Origin of the sequence: Massilia oculi (genome assembly GCF_017582745.1) — a bacterium.
GTDB classification, from domain to species: Bacteria; Pseudomonadota; Gammaproteobacteria; order Burkholderiales; family Burkholderiaceae_D; genus Telluria; species Telluria oculi_A.
Genome location: NZ_JAFVIM010000012.1, coordinates 88,597 through 104,808 on the forward strand (window position 1 = coordinate 88,597; position 16,212 = coordinate 104,808).

Genomic DNA, 16,212 nt, shown 5'->3' on the forward strand with positions numbered 1-16,212 from the left:
TCCTTAGCTATTCAAAAACAGCGACAGAAGCATCACGAACAGCAGGCCGAACACGCCCACCAGGGTCTCCATCAGGGTCCAGGAGCGGAAGGTATCCTTCAGGGACAAGCCAAAATATTCCTTGAACATCCAGAAGCCGGAATCGTTGACGTGGCTGCACATCAGGCTTCCCGCGCCGATGGCCAGCACCATCAGGTTGGGGTCGACGCCCGAGCTGTGCACCAGTGGCGCCACGATGCCGCCGGCCGTCACGCCGGCCACCGTGGCCGATCCGAGGCAGATGCGGATCACCGTGGCGACCGACCAGCCCAGCACCAGCGGCGGTACCGGAAGGCTCGACAGCAGCGCACCGAGATCCGCGCTGACGCCCGATTCCACCAGCACCTGCTTCAGTGCGCCGGCGCCGGCGATGATCAACAGGATCGGCGCGATCTCGCGCATCGCCTCCGCCGGGCCCTGCATCACAGTAGAGAAGCGCCGCCCCTGCGCCAGGCCCAGCGTCCAGATCGCGACCACGTAGGACACCAGCATCACCACCAGCGGATTGGCCAGGAAGGACACGGCGCCGTTCAGGTCCGGCCGCGCCATCATCAACACCGTCGTCGCTCCCAGCAGCAGCACCGGCAGCAGCGCGGTGGCGAAGCTGTTGAAGACGCCCGGCAGTTCTCCTTCCTGCATTGCGCGACCGTCCTGGAACATGGCCGCCGGTTGTGCTTCGATGCGGCGCAGCGACATCGCGAACACGGGCCCGGCGATGATCAGCGTCGGCACCGCCACCACGATCCCGTACAGCAGCGTGGTGCCCATGTCGGCGTGGATTGCCGAGACGAGCGCCACCGGCGAAGGATGCGGCGGCAGGAAGCCGTGGGCGATCGACAGCCCGGCCAGCAGCGGGATCGCCAGCGCCACCGCCGGCCGCCCCGAACTGTAGACGAGCGAGAAGATCAGCGGCACCAGCAGCACGAAGCCGACGTTGTAGTACAGCGGGATGCCGACCACGAAGCCGGTGACGGTCAGCGCCACCGGGATCCGCGACGGCCCGAGCGCGTCGACCAGGCAGGTGGCGATGCGGCGCGCGGCCCCGCTGTCGGCGATCAGCTTGCCGAACACGGCGCCCAGGCAGATGATCACCACCAGGGAGCCGAGCAGGTCGCCGATGCCTTTCTCGATCGCACCCGGGACCTTCGACGGCGGCACCCCGAGCAGCAGGGCCGCCGCGATCGATGCCGCCACGAAGGCCAGCAGGGGCTGCACCTTGCCCCAGGCGATCAACAGCGTCAGCAGGCCGACCGCCAGCAGCACGGAGACGATATTCCACACGGTGGAATCCCGTCAGAAGCCGTAGCGCAGGCCGACCCGGTAGGTGCGTCCAACCACGTCGTACAGTGCCGGATTGATGCCGTAGCTGGCATTGGTCTGGGGCGCCGCCTCCGGCGCGCGGTCGGTGACGTTGTCGATCTTGAAGTAGGCCTGCAACTGCTTCGACAGGTTGTAGCTGGCGCCGATGTCGAGATAGGCCGCGCCCTTCATCTTGTTGTCGTAGATGGTCGGGTGGATCAGCGTCGACATCGGGCAATTGGTCTGGCACTCGATGAAGTCGTTGCGGTAGGTGCCGTCGCTGAACCAGCGTTCGGTCAGCGTGAAGCTCAGCTTGTCGTTCTCCCAGGTCTGCTGCGCCAGCACCTTCCACTTCGGCGTATTGCCCATGTTCGAGCCGGCCGAATCCACGGCAATGGTGCCCACCACGCCCGACTCGGTGATGTAGTGCAGGTTGCGGGTGGCCAGCGCGCGGAAGGTGAAGCGGCCCGGCAGGTTCAAGCGCTCGAGGCCAGTCCGGTAGGCGGTCTCGAGGTCGAAGCCCTTGACCTTCAGCGAGGCCAGGTTGAAGTTCTGCACGGTGACGTAGTTGTTGCCCGGGCTGTTGAGCACCATCGCCTGGCAGATTTCCTGGTTGCCGGCCACGCACAGGTCGACTTCCTGCTGGATCGTCAGCGCCGAGATCACGCCCTTGACTTCGATGTCGAAGTAGTCGGCAGAGATGGAAAAGCCCGGCGCCCACTTCGGCTGGCTCAGGACGATGCCGAAGGTGTTGTTGCGCGCGATCTCGGGACGCAGGCCGGTGTTGCCGACGGTGCGTTCCTGGACGCTGATGGTATTGCCCTGGTACTGGACCACGTTGTTGACCACCACCGGCGCCGCGAACAGCTCGGACAGGTTCGGCGCGCGCACGTCCTTCGAGGTCACGCCGCGCAGGCGCAGGCCGTCGATCGGCGTCTGCCAGGTGGCGCCCAGCTTCCAGCTGCCCACGCTGCCGGCGGTGCTGTACTTGGTCTCGCGGTCGGCCAGATTCAGGTTGGCCTCGCCCCAGGTCTCGGACTTGAACACCGGGATGTTCAGCTCCACGTAGGCTTCGCGCACGTTGTAGCTGCCTTCGCCGTTGTGGAAGTTACCGGCGTACCAGTTGTTGCCGACGGTGGTATTGAGCAGCGGGTCGCTTGGGTACATCGCGTTGTTCGGCGAATCCGGCGTCACGCCGTTGCCATAGGCGTCGCCGCGCACGCGGTATTTCTCGCGCCGGTATTCGGCGCCCGTCGCCAGCGAGATCGGGCCGGCCCAGCCTTCGAACAGTTCGCCGTTGATGTTGAAGCTGCCGACGTCCTGGCTTTGCGTGGTGCGCTGGCGCGGGCCGTTGGCCGGCGCGATATAGGCCCAGGCGGCCGGATCGATCGGGTTGTCGCCGATGATGTTGAGCGGCACGCAGCCCGACGCCGCGGCCACCGGATTGCGGCAGACGATGCGGCCGTCCGGCGCGCGCACCGCATCGATCGCATTGTTGTAGCGCGCGTTGAGCGTCATGTTGAAGGCGTCGAGATTGGTCTTGTTCTCGCCGTGGGTCACATAGGCGTCGTACGACCAGTCCTTGCCGAACAGGGCGAACTTGCCCTCGGCGCCGAGCACGAAGCGGCGCTGGGTGCGGGTCGGCTGGACGTCGATGTTCTCGGGGAAGACCGCGTTCGAGGTGCCGTACTGGAAGCTCGTGATGTTGTTGCGCGCGCAGGCATCGACGATCGACGCCGGCAGGAAGGGGTTCGAGCACTGGATGTTCAGGTTCGCGTTCTTGGCCGCGCCCGGGTTGGGCGAGAAGCGCGAGTCCACCTTGCCGTAGTTGGCGGTGAAGTAGAGCTGGTGGTCGGGATTGATGTCGAACGACATGCGGGTATAGGCCACCTGGCGCTTGAAGTTCATCGCCAGGTTGGTGCCCGAGCCCACGCTGCCGCTCAAGTCGCCGCCGATGCAGAACGGGTTGATGCAATTGGTGACGGCGCCGGTGCCGGTCGGCCGGCCGTTGGAACCGTACTGGAACTGGTAGGGAACGCCGCCCGCGCCGAAGGCCGTGCCCTGCAGCGGGCCGCTGGTGATCAGGCCGTACTTGGCGTACTGGTATTGCTGCGCCTGCTCGATTACGCGGTATTGCGGCAGCCCGTCGCCGGTCTGGCTCAAAGGACGCACCGAGTAGGCCGGGTTCTGGTACCAGGTGCGGCCGTTCGGGCCCTTGCCGCCGAAGCCGGGCGACTCGATGCCGTTTTCCTTCGTGAACTCGGCGCTGGCCGTCACGTGGAAGCGGTCGTTCAGGAACGCCTTGCCCCAGGCCGCCTGCACGCTGCCGCCGCGGTCGTCGTCGTACTTGGTCTGGCCGCCCTGGACGTGGGCCTTGAAGCCGGTGAATTTTTTGTCGGTGACGAAGTTGACCACGCCGCCCACCGCGTCCGAGCCATACGACGCCGAGGCGCCGCCGGTGACCACGTCGACGCGCTTGACCAGCAGCTGCGGGAACTGGCTGACGTCGGTCACGCCGGTGACGTTGGCGCCGACCACGCGCTGGCCGTCGAGCAGGGTCAGGGTCCGGATCGTGCCCAGGCCGCGCAGGCTCAGCGAAGACAGGCCCTGGATGCCGCTGCTGGTACTGTTGGTGCTGGTGGTGCGGCCGGTGCTGCCCTGCAGGGCCGGCAGTTCGGCCAGGGTGTTGAACAGGTTCGGCTTGGCCGATTTCTCCAGGTCGGCGCTGGTGAGGCTGGTGGTCGGCGTCGGCATGGTGAAGCCGCGCGCGGCGATGCGCGAGCCGGAGATGCGCACGACGTTGGAGGCTTCCCCGCTCGCGGGCGTGGCCTGCGCAGGGGACGGAGCCGCGTCGGCGGGCGCGGTTTGCGCCGCGGCGTCGGCGGTGGCGGCCGGGGTGTCGGGTTCTGGCTGCGCCTGCTGGGCGTGGGCGATGCCCACGCTCCAGCAGGCGCTGGCCACGGCCAGGCTGATGAGAGTCCGTTGAACTGGTGTACGCATGATGTCTCCTCGATGCTTGTTGTATGGGAGCGCGCCGTCTCTATGGTCGGCTGCGCGACAGCTTGCAACTGGCTGCTTGCGATGAATCTCGCCGAACCCCGGTGCCAGGGCCGTGGTTCGGACGTCGTGGTTCAGGCGCTTCGGGTAATGCTTTCCACCAGCGCCGACGGCGCCAGGGTGATGTCCAGCGTGAGGCCGGTTTCGTCGGCCTGGAGCGGCTCCAGGATGCTCAGCTGCGAATCGAGCAGCGAGGGCGGCATGTAGTGGCCGGGGCGGCCTTGCATGCGCACGGCGATCAGCTCGCGCGGCCCGGCCAGGTGCACGAAGCGCAGCGCCGGATCGGCCATGCGCAGCAGGTCGCGGTAGCGCCGCTTGAGGGCCGAGCAGGACAGCACCAGGCCTTCGCCCCGGCTGCGGGCCTGGCCGATCTCGCCCGCCAGCGCGTCCAGCCAGCCGGCGCGGTCATCGTCGTCGAGCGGGATGCCGGCCGACATCTTGCTGACGTTGCTGGCGGGGTGGTAGGCGTCGCCTTCCAGGAAGGGAACGGCGAAGTGGCTGGCCAGGGCGGCGCCGACCGTGCTCTTGCCCGATCCGCTGACGCCCATGACGACCCAGCGCAGGGCGCCGGAGGGTTGGGACGGGGTGTTGACGCTTGAAGCTGACATCGTTTCTCCTCGAAAGACCGTTAGCGCTAACATCGCGTTTCTCGGAGTGTTGTTCAGCTAATTTTTTTTGTAAACACGTTATCGATGTTGCAATGCAATGTGATCCGGGGCCGGTTTTGCCGCTTTGCGGTGGGCGCAAATGGCGGACCCAACGGTTTTTCACTCAGGAAGCACCATGAAAATCTGATAGCGCTAACATTGTTGCGGCGCGCAATCTATTTTTTCGCGATGTTGTATTTACTCGACGGCGCCATGTGCGCGTGAGCGGAATCGGCTATGTTGGAACCGATCACGCACGCGGAAAGCGAGGATGACCATGGAACGCGGTTTGCGCTGGGCGACGGAAGAAGGAAACGGCCTGGAATACGTCGCGCTCCGCGGCACGCCGCAAGGCATCGTCGCCGAAGGCGTGGTGATCGGGCCGGAATCCGGTATTCAGTACGAGGGCAGGCTGTTCGGCTGCAGCTACGCGGTCCATTGCGATACGCGCTGGCGGGTGCGCCAGGTCGAGGCCAGGATGGCCGGCGGCGCGCACCTGCTGCTGCGCGCCGATGGCGAAGGAAGATGGAGCGGCCCGGATGGCGCGCCGCTGCCGGCGCTGGACGGCTGCATCGACGTCGACCTGACGTGCACGCCGTTCACCAATACCTTGCCGATCCGGCGCCTGGGCGAGGCCCTGCGCGAGCGCCACGAAATCCGGGTGGCCTACGTCATCTTGCCCGGGGCGGCCGTGATGCCCTCGCGCCAGGCCTATACCTTGCTGGGCGGGGGCCGCTACCGCTTCGAGAGCCTGTCGGATCCCTTCCAGGCCGACATCGAGACCGATGCCGATGGCCTGGTCGTGCACTATCCGGGCCTGTTCCGGCGCCTGGACTGAGCGGCGCCGGCGCTGGCGCTATTCGCGCGAGATGGTGTACACCTCGCCCGCGGTGGCGCCGGCGTCGCCCTTCTTCGCGCGCAGGTCGCGGTAGACGGCGGCGCGCATGATCATCATCGCCACCACCGGCGCGGTCAGGAGCACGAACACGGTGATGATGATCTCGTGCACCACCACGCGCGACTGCGCCACGGTAAAGTAGAGCATCGAGGCGATCAGGAGGCTGCCGGCGCCCAGCGTGATCGTGATCGCCGGGCCGTGGATGCGCTGGTAGAAGGTGCGCAGGCGGATCAGGCCGAGCGCGCCGATCAGGATGATGCTGGCGCCCAGGATCAGCAGCAGCGAGACCAGCAGGGCGGCCCAGTCGGGCAGGTGTTCGATGCCGGTCATTCGATGATCTCCCCGCGCATCAGGAACTTCGCCATCGCGATGGTCGAGACGAAGCCGACCAGCGCGATCAGCATCGCCACTTCAAAATAGATCTGGGTCCCGAAGCGGATGCCCAGCACCAGGGCCAGCAGCATGCCGCACATCCAGAGGGTGTCGAGGGCCAGCACGCGGTCGTGGGCCGAGGGGCCGATCAGCAGGCGGGCGGCGCACAGCGCCATGGCCGCCAGCACGCACACGAGGGCGTAGCCGATCGATAGTTCAAGCAGGGTCGCCATGGCGGGCCTCCGTGTCGAAGATTTGAATGAGGGGCTGTTCGTAGCGGGTCTTGATGGTGTCGACCCACCACGCGGCGTCGTGCAGGTCGAACACGTGCAGCACCAGCTCGTGGTTGCCGGAATCGCCCCTGGGCTGCAGCTCGGTCCACACCGTACCCGGCGTCATGTTGATCAGGCAGGACAGCGCCGCCAGGCCGTACGGGTCGCGCATGTCGAGCGGCACGCGGATGAACTGCGAGTTCAGGTTGGCATAGTCGGCGAACAGGATGACCTTGCTCACATTGAGGCAGGAGCGCACCACCTCGACCGAGGCGAAGCCAAGCAGGCGCAGCGCGACGATGGGCTTGCGCAGGCGCGGGTAGCCCAGCGGGTTGAGGTGGCGGGTCAGGATCGGACCGGCGATGCCGAGCAGCGCGCCGAGCAGGATGTGGCCCGGATACAGGGTCTGGTTCAGCAGCAGCCACAGGACGCACAGCGCCAGCGACACGAAGGGATAGGGTAGCCAGCGCGTCATGGCGCCTCCTTGGGCGAGAGGGTCGCGGGCGCGAGGCCGGGCGCGGAGCCCGGCCCCGGCACGGTCGGCTCGGCCAGCACGCGGCCGATATAGCCGCCCGGACGGTGGATGTCGTCGCTGGCGCGGGTCAGGTAGCCGAACAGCGGATTGGCCTGCACGGTCATCAGGACCGACAGCGCCAGCAGGAACAGGATCGGCGCCACTTCGGAGCGGTGCACCTTGGGCGGCTCGGTGGCGCCGCTGGCCCAGAAGGTGCGCACGCCGAAGCGCATCATCGAGATCACGGCGATCAGGCCCGAGACGATGATCAGGGCCATCAGGACCCAGCCGGACGTGGAGATCGTGGCGGCGCCCGACACCGCGCCGGCCTGCGGATTGAGCAGCGCATGGAACATGCCGAACTTGGCCACGAAGCCGGACAGCGGCGGCAGCCCGGCGATCATCAGCGCGCAGGCGGCGAAGGCCAGCGACAGGAAGGCCATCGCGGCCGGCACGCCGCGGCCGGTCGGCTCGTCCGGCGCATCCTCGACCGCGAACGCTTCCATGGTCAGCGCCAGCATCGCCGAGCGCGGAGTGCGGATGCGGTCGATCAGCTCGATCAGCAGCAGGAAGGCGGCCACCGCGATGGTGGAGCCGATCAGGTAGTAGATGCCGGCCGTGACCAGGGTCGGCTGGCCGTAGCCGATCACCGCCAGCAGGGTGCCGGACGAGACGATCGCGCCATAGCCCGCCATGCGGCCGGCGGTGTCGGTCGACAGCATGCCGGCGGCGCCGAACACGATGGTCGCCATGCCGGCATACAGCAGCGCGTCGCCGCCGAAGCCGGCGGCGGCGCCCGCGTTGCTTGAAAAGATCAGCAGCCACAGGCGCAGGATGACGTAGGCGCCGACCTTGGTCATCAGGACCAGCATCACCGCCACCGGCGGCGAGGCCGCGGCATAGGTGGTGGGCAGCCAGAAGCCCAGCGGCCACATGGCGCCCTTGGTCAGGAAGGCCAGCGCCAGCACGCTGGCGCCAACCTTGAACAGGGCCAGTTCCTCGCCCGACAGCAGCGGCACGCGCGCGGCCAGGTCGGCCATGTTCAGGGTGCCGGTGGTGGCGTAGATCAGCGCGGTGCCGAGCAGGAACAGCAGGGCGGCGGCCAGGTTGATCGCGATGTACTGCATGCTGGCGCGGATGCGCTCGGCGTTATACCCGTGCAGCACCAGGCCATAGGACGCGGCCAGCATCACTTCGAAGAACACGAACAGGTTGAACAGGTCGTGGGTCAGGAAGGCGCCGTTGATCCCCATGAGCAGGAACTGGAACAGCGTGTGGTAATGCACGCCGATCCGGCCCCAGCGGGTGCGGGTGAAATGCAGCGAGGCCAGGCCGAGCACCGCTGTGAGCAGCAGCATCAGGGCGCTCAGGCGGTCGGCCAGCAGGGCGATGCCGAACGGCGCGCTCCAGTTGGCGGCCAGGTAGATGCCCATGCCGTCCTGCCAGTGGCCGCCGTCGGTCATGAAGATCAGCGCCAGCGCCGTGGCCAGGAGGCCCAGCAGCGAGGCGTAGCTGAGCCAGTACTTCAGGCGGTGCCAGCCCTGCGTCAGCGGGGCCAGGGCGGCGCCCACCAGCAGCGGCAGCAATACCGGCACCAGGATCAGGTGCTGGGTCCAGTGCAAACTCATAATTCAGGCTCCTTGCCATCCACGTGGTCGGTGCCGGTCAAGCCGCGCGAACCGATCATCACCACCAGGTACAGCGCGGTGGTGGCAAAGCCGATGACGATGGCCGTGAGCACCAGGGCTTGCGGCAGCGGGTCGGCCAGCAGGGCCGGGTTGGGCGTCGTGCCGGCGGGCGTGAGCGGCGGGGCGTCGACCCACAGGCGGCCCATGATGAAAATGAACAGGTTGACGGCATACGACATCAGCATCAGGCCCGAGAGCACCTGGAAGCTGCGCGGACGCAGGATCAGCCAGATGCCGGAGCCGAACACGATGCCGATGGCGAGCGAAATGACGAGCTCCATCAGAAGATCTCCTTGGCGGGCGGGATGGTGGCGCGCGTGGCGTCGGCCGCCGCGCGGTGGCTGCGCAGCGACTGGTGGGCCAGCGCGACCAGGGTCAGCATGGTGGAACCGACCACCACCAGGAACACGCCCAGGTCGAACATGAAGGCGCTCGGGATGTGGATCTCGTCCAGGATCGGCAGCGTGACGTGGGCGGTATGGCTGGTCAGGAACGGGTAGCCGAGGAACCAGGCGCCGATGCCGGTGAAGGCGGCGCACGTCAGGCCCCAGGCGATCCAGCGGTGCGGACGCAGGCGCAGGTGCGACTCGACCCAGTCGGTGCCGGCCACCATGTACTGCACGATCAAGGCGGTGGCGAAGATCAGGCCGGCGACGAAGCCGCCGCCCGGCAGGTTATGGCCGCGCATGAAGAAGTAGGCCGCCATCACGCCCATCACCGGCAGCAGCATGCGCAGGTAGACGGCCGGCACCATCAGGTAGCCGGTGCTGGCCTGCTCGGCCGGCGTCTGGGTGACGGCCGGATCGACGTCGCTGGCCTGCTGCACCGGAATCGCGATCGATTCGGTGGCGGGGCGGAAGCGGCGCAGCAGCGCGTACACGGTCAAGGCCACGGCCGACAGCACGGTGATTTCACCCATGGTGTCGAAGCCGCGGAAGTCGACCAGCAGCACGTTGACCACGTTCGAGCCGCCGCCTTCGGTGAGCGCGCGCAGCACGAAGAATTCGCCGATCGAGGGCGGCGGGGACAGGCTCAGGACCGCATAGCTGGCGGCGGCGATGCCCAGGCCGCCGGCGACGGCGATGAAGCTGTCGCGCCCGCGCCGGAACCAGGTGCTGGCCGGCGCCCTTTCCTTGAGTCCTGCCGGGGCGAAGCGCGGCGGCAGCCAGCGCAGGCCGAGCAGGATCAGCACCGTGGTCACGGTTTCCACCATCAGTTGGGTCAGCGCGAGGTCGGGCGCCGACAGCCAGACGAAGGTAATCGCGGTCACGATGCCGGTGCCGCCGACCAGGGCCAGCGCCACCAGGCGGTGGTATTTGGCGTTGTAGGCAGCGCCCAGCGCGCAGCCGGCGCCGATGATCCACAGCACCGCGAACAGCGGATCGAGCGCATGCACGCTCAGGGTCGGGATCGCCGGCAACGGATCGACCAGCAGCAGCGGCGTGGCCACCATGAAGGCCATCAGCACCAGCATTTGCGGCTGCAGGCGGCGGGTGCCGGTCCAACGGATCAATGCGCTGGCGCCGGTCGACAGCGCCAGCATGGTGTTCTCGTAGGCCTGCGCGCCCTTCAGGCGGTGCAGCACCGGCACCTCGGTGCGCTCGCGCAGGTCGTGGCGGCGCAGCAGGACCCAGTACAGCAGGGCGCCCAGCACCAGCGCGGCGCCGCTCATCCCGAGCGCCAGGTTGAAGCCGTGCCAGATCGCCAGGTCGTATTCCGGCATGGCGGCGCCCAGCACCGAGCCCGATGCCACGGCCAGCACGTCGCCGACCACGCGCTCGGGCATCACGCCGACCGCGATGCACAGCACCACCAGGCACTCGACCGGGAAGCGCATCCAGCGCGCCGGCTCGTGCGGCTCTTGCGGCAGGTCTTTCGCCAGGCGGCCGAAGAACACGCTGATGAAGCGCAGCGAGTAGGCGACGCTGAAGATGCCCATCGCCACCGCCACATAGGACAGGGTCCAGTCGTCGCTGCCGCCCACGTGGGCGGTCTCGGCGAAGAACATCTCCTTCGACAGGAAGCCGTTCAGCAGCGGCACCCCGGCCATCGAGGCCGAGGCCACGATCGCCAGCGCGGCCGTCACCGGCATCGCCTTGCGCAATCCGCGCAGCACGCGCATGTCGCGCGTGCCGGTCTCGTGGTCGACGATGCCGACCGCCATGAACAGCGAAGCCTTGAAGATCGCATGGTTCATGATGTGGAACACCGCCGCCACCACCGACAGCGGGGTGCCGATGCCCAGCAGGCAGGTGATCAGGCCCAGGTGGCTGATGGTCGAGTAGGCCAGCAGCCCCTTCATGTCGTTCTGGAAGATCGCGAAGAACGAGGCCAGCGCCAGGGTGGTGGCGCCGGCGCCGACGATGATCCAGGTCCATTCCGGCGTGCCGCCGAGGGCCGGGTACAGGCGCGTGAGCAGGAACACCCCGGCCTTGACCATGGTGGCCGAGTGCAGGTAGGCCGACACCGGGGTCGGCGCCGCCATCGCGTGCGGCAGCCAGAAGTGGAACGGGAACTGCGCGCTCTTGGTCAGCGCGCCGAGCGCGATCAGCACCAGCGCCGGCAGGTAGAGCGCGTGGGCGCGGATCTGGTCGCCGGCCGCCAGCACGGCCTCGAGTTCGTAACTGCCGACGATATGGCCGAGCGTGAGCACGCCGGCCAGCAGGCACAGGCCGCCGGCGGTGGTGACGGTGAAGGCCATGCGCGCGCCTCGGCGGGCGTCGTTGCTCTCCTGCCAGTAGCCGATCAGCAGGAAGGACGTGAGGCTGGTGAGTTCCCAGAACACCACCAGCTGGATCAGGTTGCCGGACAGGACCACGCCCATCATCGAGCCCATGAAGGCCAGCATGTAGGCGTAGAAGCGCGCGACCGGGTCGCGCTTGGACATGTAGTAGCGCGCGTACAGGATCACCAATAGGCCGATGCCGAGCACCATGATCGAGAACAGCCAGGCCAGGCCGTCCATGCGGATGATGATGTCGAGGCCGAACATCGGCAGCCAGCTGTGGCGCGACTGCAGCACCTCGCCGGCATCGAGGGCGGGGAACTGGGAAATGGCGAAGACGAGGGCCGTCAGGGTAAACACGCCGGCCGCGATGGCGGGACGGTTGCGCGACCCATTGGGCAGGCAGGCGGAGACGAAGGCGCCGGTGAAGGGAAGAAGGACGAGCAGGATCAGTGGCAGTGAGGTCATCGACATCATCCTTCGGGGCAGTGCGACATGTAGCGACGCGCGCAGAGGCGCAGGGCGATTTCAGGTTTTCTCATTCTCATCATATTCTCCAGGGCGCACAGGGGGACGCACAAGCAGCGTGTCGCACACGACTGCCTGCAGCAGGTATTCACTGCGGCTACCGGTCAGGAGGCGCATCAGCGCCGATTCTTCATGCAGGCCGAGCACGACCAGATCGATACTATTATCCACTACATGGCGCGCAAGCTGGGAGGCGGGTTCGCCTTCGCCGATCACCGGGTCGAGCAGCTCGCGGGCGCCGGGCGGCAGCGCGCAGCCGTCCAGGAAGCGGATCAGCTCCGCATGGGGCGGCGCATCCGGCGCCAGAGTATCAGCGTCATGGGCGTGGAACACGGTGATCCGGCGCCCTGGGAACAGGCGCGCCGCCGTTTCCAGCGCCAGGTTCGACGCCGGCGTGAAGTCGGTCGCGACCATGATGCGGCGGTAGGGGCCGCGCACGCGCTGGCGCACCACCAGCAGCGGCTGCGCCAGGCCGCGCGCCAGTTTCTCGACGGTGGAGCCGAGCAGCAGGTCGCCCAGGCTGTCGTGCTGCGAGGCGCCGGCGACCACGATGGCGCCGGGCAGGGTGGCCGCGCTGTCGAGGATGGCGGCGGCGGCCGGACCGGTGGCGAAACGCTGGGTGGCCTGCAGGGGCGAGCCGGCGAATTCGCGCGCGAACTCCGCGCGCGCCGCGCCTTCCTGGTGCGCGCGGCCGGCGTCTCCGTCGAGCCATTGGAGCACTTCGCCGGGCGCCTGGGGTGCGTCGTGCACCGTCAGGACCACCAGCGGTATTGAAAATTCGTCGGCCAGCTGCTTGGCGCGTTCCAGGGGCCGGTCGCAGCGGGCGCTCAGGTCCGTCGCAAGCAACAATCCGGGGGGCGTAGTCGGGCTAGGGTCTGGCATGCGCCGCCTCATGGAAAGTCTTCTCGGAAGGCGACACTCTACCGTAGTTGACGACCTGACTACAACGCGTTTCTTCAGTTATTTTGAATTTACTTCGTATAACTCCGGGTGCAGTGCAGCATTTTCGCGCATCGTCGACCCGGATTTCTGCGTCAGGCGGTGATCTCGAGGGCCGGAGCGTTTCCTTCGTCCTGTCCATACGCGGCGCGCACCTCGGCCTGCTTTTCGTTCTGCTCGCGCAGCTTGGCCTCATAGGCGGCGCGTTCCTCGTCGCTGACCGTCTTGTCCGAATTGGTGTCGGCTTCGGCGATGTAGTCGGTGTCGGTGGTCTCCGAGGACGCCGCTGCGCCCCCAGCGGCCCCGGCGCCGCCAGCCGGTGCTGGCGCCGCCGCGGCCGGGGCCTGGGCGCTTCCGGTTTCCTCGACCGCGTCACTGTCCTCGCTTGACGCCGTGGCCGATGCCGGCGATGCGTCCACGGCGCGCTGCACGCGCGCGGCGTCGGCCTGGGCATTCAATTCGTCGCCCAGGCGCGCCGCCGCCGCCGACTCGGCGCTTTGGGTGGGCGCCGGTGGCGTCGCCTCGGCGTCCGGGGACGTGACTGTGGTGGCCGGGCCAGGCGCCGCTTCATCGTTCTTCTTCGGGGGTGGGGCATATGCCGCCTGTGCGGCGCTGGCGCCGCCGATGCTGTCGATCATGGTCGTTTCCTGTTTCAGGTTTTCGTCCATGATTAACGGCCGGGCGGACCGTGCGGCGCAGGGCGGGAAATGTAAAGCGGCGTAAAACCAACACGTTTAGGGGGATCGATCTCCCCTCGATTGGGGATAGGCCGGGATGGGGCCCGTGGCCGACAATTCTGGCAAGGAGAGTCTTCGATGAGTAAATACTTGCGCCGCAGTGCGCTGGCGTTCGTGGCATGCGCCGCCGCCGCCCAGACCCAGGCCCAGACCCAGGTCCAGCTCTATGGCCGCCTGAACGTGTCGGCCGAATACGTGAAGGCGTCCGCCACTGCCGACGGTCCGCGCCTGAGCCAGCAGCGGGTCTCGAACAACCGCTCGGTGCTGGGTTTTCGCGGCAGCGAAGACCTGGGCGGCGGGGTCAGCGCCATCTTCCAGGTCGAGGGCACGCTGTCGCTCGATACCGGCGCGGGTGAGCTCGCGCGCCGCGATACCCGGGTCGGCCTCGATGGCGGCTTCGGCACGCTGTTCGCCGGTCACTGGGTTACCGCCTACAACGGCGCGACGGCGAGCCTCGACCCTTTCTATCCGACTACCGCCGGTTATATGAGCATCATCGGCAACGGCGCCGGGGCGGCGGTCGACAACGTGAACAACCTGTCTTCCTTCGACCGGCGCCAGGCCAACTCCATTCATTACTGGACCCGGCCCTGGAAGGGTATCGGCCTGCGCCTGACGCACGGCCTGGCCGAGGAACGCCCGGCCAGCGGCGCCAAGCCATCCCTGACCTCGGCCGCGATGGTCTATGAGCAGGGGCCGTGGTATGCGACGCTGGCCCACGAGCGGCACCACGAATACCAGGGGCCGGGATTGAGCGACAGCGGCACCAAGCTGGCCGTGGCGCGGCGCTTCGGTGACACCCGGGTGGCGCTGCTGGCCGAGCGCCTCGAATACGAGACGCCTGCAGGCGGCCTGGATCGCAATGCCTGGTATGTCTCGGTCACCCATCAACTCGGCGCCCACGGCCTGCGCCTCGCTCTGGCGCATGCTGGTGATGGAAAGGGCGACGGCAAGGGCGCTAGCGGCAACCGGGTCGGCTTCATCCGTGGCGGCGCACGCACCGGCGCCACCCACGTCACGCTCGGCTACGAATACCTGCTGTCGAAGCGCACCGCGCTGCATGCCTACGTCACCCATCTCGACAACGAGGAGAACGGCGGCTACGACTTCGCCATCAACAGCCTGGGCGCGGCGCCCGGCGCGACCTTGAAGGGTGCCACGCTCGGGCTGCGCCACAGCTTCTGATCCACCCGGCATGGCGATTGTCCGGCGCCGGGCTCGGCGCTACACTTGGTTATCCCGTCGTCCGTACGGGAACTCAACCAGGGAGAAACCGATGAGAGCACTGTTGGTGGCGGTCGTGTCGCTGTTGGTTGTCAGCTGTTCGAGCGCATCGCGCGGGCCCGACCCGGGCCTCACGGACCGCGACGTCGAGGTCCTGATGGCGCGCGGGCAGGTGGTGGGACTGGCGCTGGCGCTGATCGACGAGGGCCAGGTGGTCAAGGTCGCGACCTACGGCAAGCGCAATCTGGAGCGCGACCTGCCGCTGGAGCCTGACACGGTCATGTACGGCGCCTCGCTGACCAAGACCGCCTTCGCCTACATGCTGCTGCAGCTGGCCAGCGAAGGCCGGCTCGATCTCGACGCCCCGCTCACGCGGCTGCTGCCCAAGCCCTTGCCCGACTACCGGCTTGGCGAACGCAGGGATTTCAGCGACCTGGCGCTGGATGAACGCTGGCGCCGGCTCACCCCGCGCATCCTGCTCACGCATGCGGGCGGCTTCGCCAACTTCCGCTGGCTCGAGCCGGACGAAAAGCTGCGCTTTCACTTCGACCCCGGCGCGCGCTATGCCTATTCGGCCGAAGGCATGTACATCCTGCAGCTGATCGTCGAGCAGGGCCTGGGGCTCGACGCCGGCCGCGAGATGCAGATGCGCGTGTTCGACCGCCTGGGCATGCCCAATACCAGCATGCGCTGGCGGCCGGACTTCGCCGCCAACCTGGCCGACGGCTACACCATGGAGGGCAAGATGGAGCCGCACGACCAGCGCAGCGCCGTCACCGCCGCCGGCTCGATGGACACCACGATCGCCGACCAGGCGCGCATGTGGGCGGCGCTCGTGCGCGGCGATGGATTGAGCCCGGCGCTGCGCGCCGAGATGGTGCGCCCGCAGCTGCCGATCCTGAGCGCCGGCCAGTTCCCGACCCTGGTGTCGCGGCCCGGCGCGCCGGTAGCGGGGCTGGCGGCCGGCCTGGGCGTGGTCACCTTCCAGGATCGCGGCGGCGCCGGATGGTTCAAGGGCGGGCACAACGACAGCACCGGGAATATGGCGATCTGCCTGGAGGCGCGCCGGCGCTGCCTGGTGATGCTGTCCAACGACGTGCGCGCCGAACGCATCTTCCCCGAGATCGCGCGCCTGGCGCTGGGCGAGAACGACATGCCATGGCGCTGGGAATACGGCTGGTACGGCGCATCCAGGCCCTGAGGCGCCGGGCATCCGTGCCCGCCTGAAAAGCGGGGACTGGTACGATGGGCGAAAACCGCTCAACTACTCGTC

General features: G+C 67.8%; 14 protein-coding genes. 3 read left to right on the forward strand and 11 right to left on the reverse strand.

Annotated elements, in window-relative coordinates:
• Positions 1-3 precede the first annotated feature (3 nt).
• The 3 genes from J3U95_RS15300 to J3U95_RS15310 all read right to left on the reverse strand — a co-directional run bounded on the left by J3U95_RS15300 (position 4) and on the right by J3U95_RS15310 (position 5,003).
• Entirely contained in the window at positions 4-1,320 is a 1,317-nt protein-coding gene (locus tag J3U95_RS15300) for a gluconate:H+ symporter (RefSeq protein WP_208279420.1), read from the reverse strand.
• A 12-nt stretch (positions 1,321-1,332) separates the two neighbouring features.
• Entirely contained in the window at positions 1,333-4,338 is a 3,006-nt protein-coding gene (locus tag J3U95_RS15305; protein ID WP_208279421.1) for a TonB-dependent receptor plug domain-containing protein, read from the reverse strand.
• A 131-nt stretch (positions 4,339-4,469) separates the two neighbouring features.
• Positions 4,470-5,003, reverse strand: coding sequence for a gluconokinase (locus J3U95_RS15310; protein WP_229519864.1), 534 nt, complete (start codon positions 5,001-5,003; stop codon positions 4,470-4,472).
• 316 nt (positions 5,004-5,319) lie between these two features.
• Here J3U95_RS15310 and J3U95_RS15315 point away from each other — a divergent pair, with 316 nt between their 5' ends.
• On the forward strand, positions 5,320-5,880 hold the full coding sequence (locus J3U95_RS15315; protein ID WP_208279423.1) for a putative glycolipid-binding domain-containing protein: 561 nt from the start codon (positions 5,320-5,322) through the stop codon (positions 5,878-5,880).
• 18 nt (positions 5,881-5,898) lie between these two features.
• Here J3U95_RS15315 and mnhG read toward each other — a convergent pair whose 3' ends face one another.
• The 8 genes from mnhG to J3U95_RS15355 all read right to left on the reverse strand — a co-directional run bounded on the left by mnhG (position 5,899) and on the right by J3U95_RS15355 (position 13,616).
• Positions 5,899-6,270 (reverse strand): monovalent cation/H(+) antiporter subunit G, encoded by a 372-nt coding sequence (mnhG, locus tag J3U95_RS15320; protein ID WP_208279425.1) that lies wholly within the window; start codon positions 6,268-6,270, stop codon positions 5,899-5,901.
• Positions 6,267-6,545: a K+/H+ antiporter subunit F gene (locus J3U95_RS15325; RefSeq protein WP_123068470.1), complete on the reverse strand. Its 279-nt coding sequence runs from the start codon at positions 6,543-6,545 to the stop codon at positions 6,267-6,269. The genes mnhG and J3U95_RS15325 overlap by 4 nt, the downstream gene beginning before the upstream one ends.
• Positions 6,529-7,059 carry a Na+/H+ antiporter subunit E gene (locus J3U95_RS15330; protein ID WP_208279427.1) on the reverse strand — a complete coding sequence of 177 codons (531 nt, stop codon included), beginning with the start codon at positions 7,057-7,059 and terminating at the stop codon, positions 6,529-6,531. The genes J3U95_RS15325 and J3U95_RS15330 overlap by 17 nt, the downstream gene beginning before the upstream one ends.
• Positions 7,056-8,726 carry a monovalent cation/H+ antiporter subunit D gene (locus J3U95_RS15335; protein ID WP_208279429.1) on the reverse strand — a complete coding sequence of 557 codons (1,671 nt, stop codon included), beginning with the start codon at positions 8,724-8,726 and terminating at the stop codon, positions 7,056-7,058. Before J3U95_RS15335 ends, J3U95_RS15330 begins: the two co-directional genes overlap by 4 nt.
• Positions 8,723-9,067, reverse strand: coding sequence for a Na+/H+ antiporter subunit C (locus J3U95_RS15340; RefSeq protein ID WP_208279431.1), 345 nt, complete (start codon positions 9,065-9,067; stop codon positions 8,723-8,725). Before J3U95_RS15340 ends, J3U95_RS15335 begins: the two co-directional genes overlap by 4 nt.
• Complete coding sequence (locus J3U95_RS15345) at positions 9,067-11,979, reverse strand: monovalent cation/H+ antiporter subunit A (protein ID WP_208279432.1); 2,913 nt, start codon at positions 11,977-11,979, stop codon at positions 9,067-9,069. Before J3U95_RS15345 ends, J3U95_RS15340 begins: the two co-directional genes overlap by 1 nt.
• A gap of 60 nt (positions 11,980-12,039) precedes the next feature.
• The gene (locus J3U95_RS15350; protein WP_208279434.1) at positions 12,040-12,921 is read right to left on the reverse strand and encodes a universal stress protein; all 882 of its coding nucleotides are present in this window, start codon (positions 12,919-12,921) and stop codon (positions 12,040-12,042) included.
• 152 nt (positions 12,922-13,073) lie between these two features.
• Positions 13,074-13,616 (reverse strand): hypothetical protein, encoded by a 543-nt coding sequence (locus J3U95_RS15355; RefSeq protein ID WP_208279435.1) that lies wholly within the window; start codon positions 13,614-13,616, stop codon positions 13,074-13,076.
• 177 nt (positions 13,617-13,793) lie between these two features.
• Here J3U95_RS15355 and J3U95_RS15360 point away from each other — a divergent pair, with 177 nt between their 5' ends.
• Positions 13,794-14,900, forward strand: a complete 1,107-nt coding sequence (locus J3U95_RS15360) for a porin (protein WP_208279437.1) — start codon at positions 13,794-13,796, stop codon at positions 14,898-14,900.
• A 91-nt stretch (positions 14,901-14,991) separates the two neighbouring features.
• Positions 14,992-16,140 carry a serine hydrolase domain-containing protein gene (locus tag J3U95_RS15365; RefSeq protein WP_208279438.1) on the forward strand — a complete coding sequence of 383 codons (1,149 nt, stop codon included), beginning with the start codon at positions 14,992-14,994 and terminating at the stop codon, positions 16,138-16,140.
• The last annotated feature ends 72 nt before the right edge of the window (positions 16,141-16,212 follow it).

Bases quoted from the DNA above. Each gene is read 5' to 3' on its own strand.
- J3U95_RS15305 (WP_208279421.1), bottom strand. From the start codon at position 4,338: ATGCGTACACCAGTTCAACGGACTCTCATCAGCCTGGCCGTGGCCAGC.
- J3U95_RS15310 (WP_229519864.1), bottom strand. From the start codon at position 5,003: ATGTCAGCTTCAAGCGTCAACACCCCGTCCCAACCCTCCGGCGCCCTG.
- J3U95_RS15315 (WP_208279423.1), top strand. From the start codon at position 5,320: ATGGAACGCGGTTTGCGCTGGGCGACGGAAGAAGGAAACGGCCTGGAA.
- mnhG (WP_208279425.1), bottom strand. From the start codon at position 6,270: ATGACCGGCATCGAACACCTGCCCGACTGGGCCGCCCTGCTGGTCTCG.
- J3U95_RS15325 (WP_123068470.1), bottom strand. From the start codon at position 6,545: ATGGCGACCCTGCTTGAACTATCGATCGGCTACGCCCTCGTGTGCGTG.
- J3U95_RS15330 (WP_208279427.1), bottom strand. From the start codon at position 7,059: ATGACGCGCTGGCTACCCTATCCCTTCGTGTCGCTGGCGCTGTGCGTC.
- J3U95_RS15335 (WP_208279429.1), bottom strand. From the start codon at position 8,726: ATGAGTTTGCACTGGACCCAGCACCTGATCCTGGTGCCGGTATTGCTG.
- J3U95_RS15340 (WP_208279431.1), bottom strand. From the start codon at position 9,067: ATGGAGCTCGTCATTTCGCTCGCCATCGGCATCGTGTTCGGCTCCGGC.
- J3U95_RS15345 (WP_208279432.1), bottom strand. From the start codon at position 11,979: ATGACCTCACTGCCACTGATCCTGCTCGTCCTTCTTCCCTTCACCGGC.
- J3U95_RS15350 (WP_208279434.1), bottom strand. From the start codon at position 12,921: ATGCCAGACCCTAGCCCGACTACGCCCCCCGGATTGTTGCTTGCGACG.
- J3U95_RS15355 (WP_208279435.1), bottom strand. From the start codon at position 13,616: ATGATCGACAGCATCGGCGGCGCCAGCGCCGCACAGGCGGCATATGCC.
- J3U95_RS15360 (WP_208279437.1), top strand. From the start codon at position 13,794: ATGAGTAAATACTTGCGCCGCAGTGCGCTGGCGTTCGTGGCATGCGCC.
- J3U95_RS15365 (WP_208279438.1), top strand. From the start codon at position 14,992: ATGAGAGCACTGTTGGTGGCGGTCGTGTCGCTGTTGGTTGTCAGCTGT.